Genomic DNA, 254 nt, shown 5'->3' with positions numbered 1-254 from the left:
CGGCCACCTTCGCGGATTGCGAAACGTAGACCTTCGTCCATCGCGATTGGTGCGATTAGCTCAACAGTCATCTTGATGTTGTCACCTGGCATTACCATTTCTACGCCTTCTGGTAGAGAGATATCGCCTGTTACGTCAGTTGTACGGAAGTAGAACTGTGGACGGTAACCTTTGAAGAATGGAGTGTGACGGCCGCCTTCATCTTTAGACAGTACGTATACTTCAGACTCAAACTTAGTGTGTGGGTTGATAGA

At 48.0% G+C, this 254-nt stretch carries 1 protein-coding gene; it reads right to left on the bottom strand.

Annotation, left to right across the window (positions count from 1 at the left end):
* A partial coding sequence (locus GVO60_RS22295; RefSeq protein WP_503827286.1) for an EF-Tu C-terminal domain-related protein occupies positions 1 to 254 on the bottom strand: 254 nt, incomplete at both ends.

It is taken from the genome of Vibrio atypicus (assembly GCF_009811315.1).
In the GTDB taxonomy this organism is placed as follows: Bacteria; Pseudomonadota; Gammaproteobacteria; order Enterobacterales; family Vibrionaceae; genus Vibrio; species Vibrio atypicus.
Note: the sequence above shows the minus strand (reverse complement) of the source record. Positions and strands in the feature narration are given on the sequence as shown.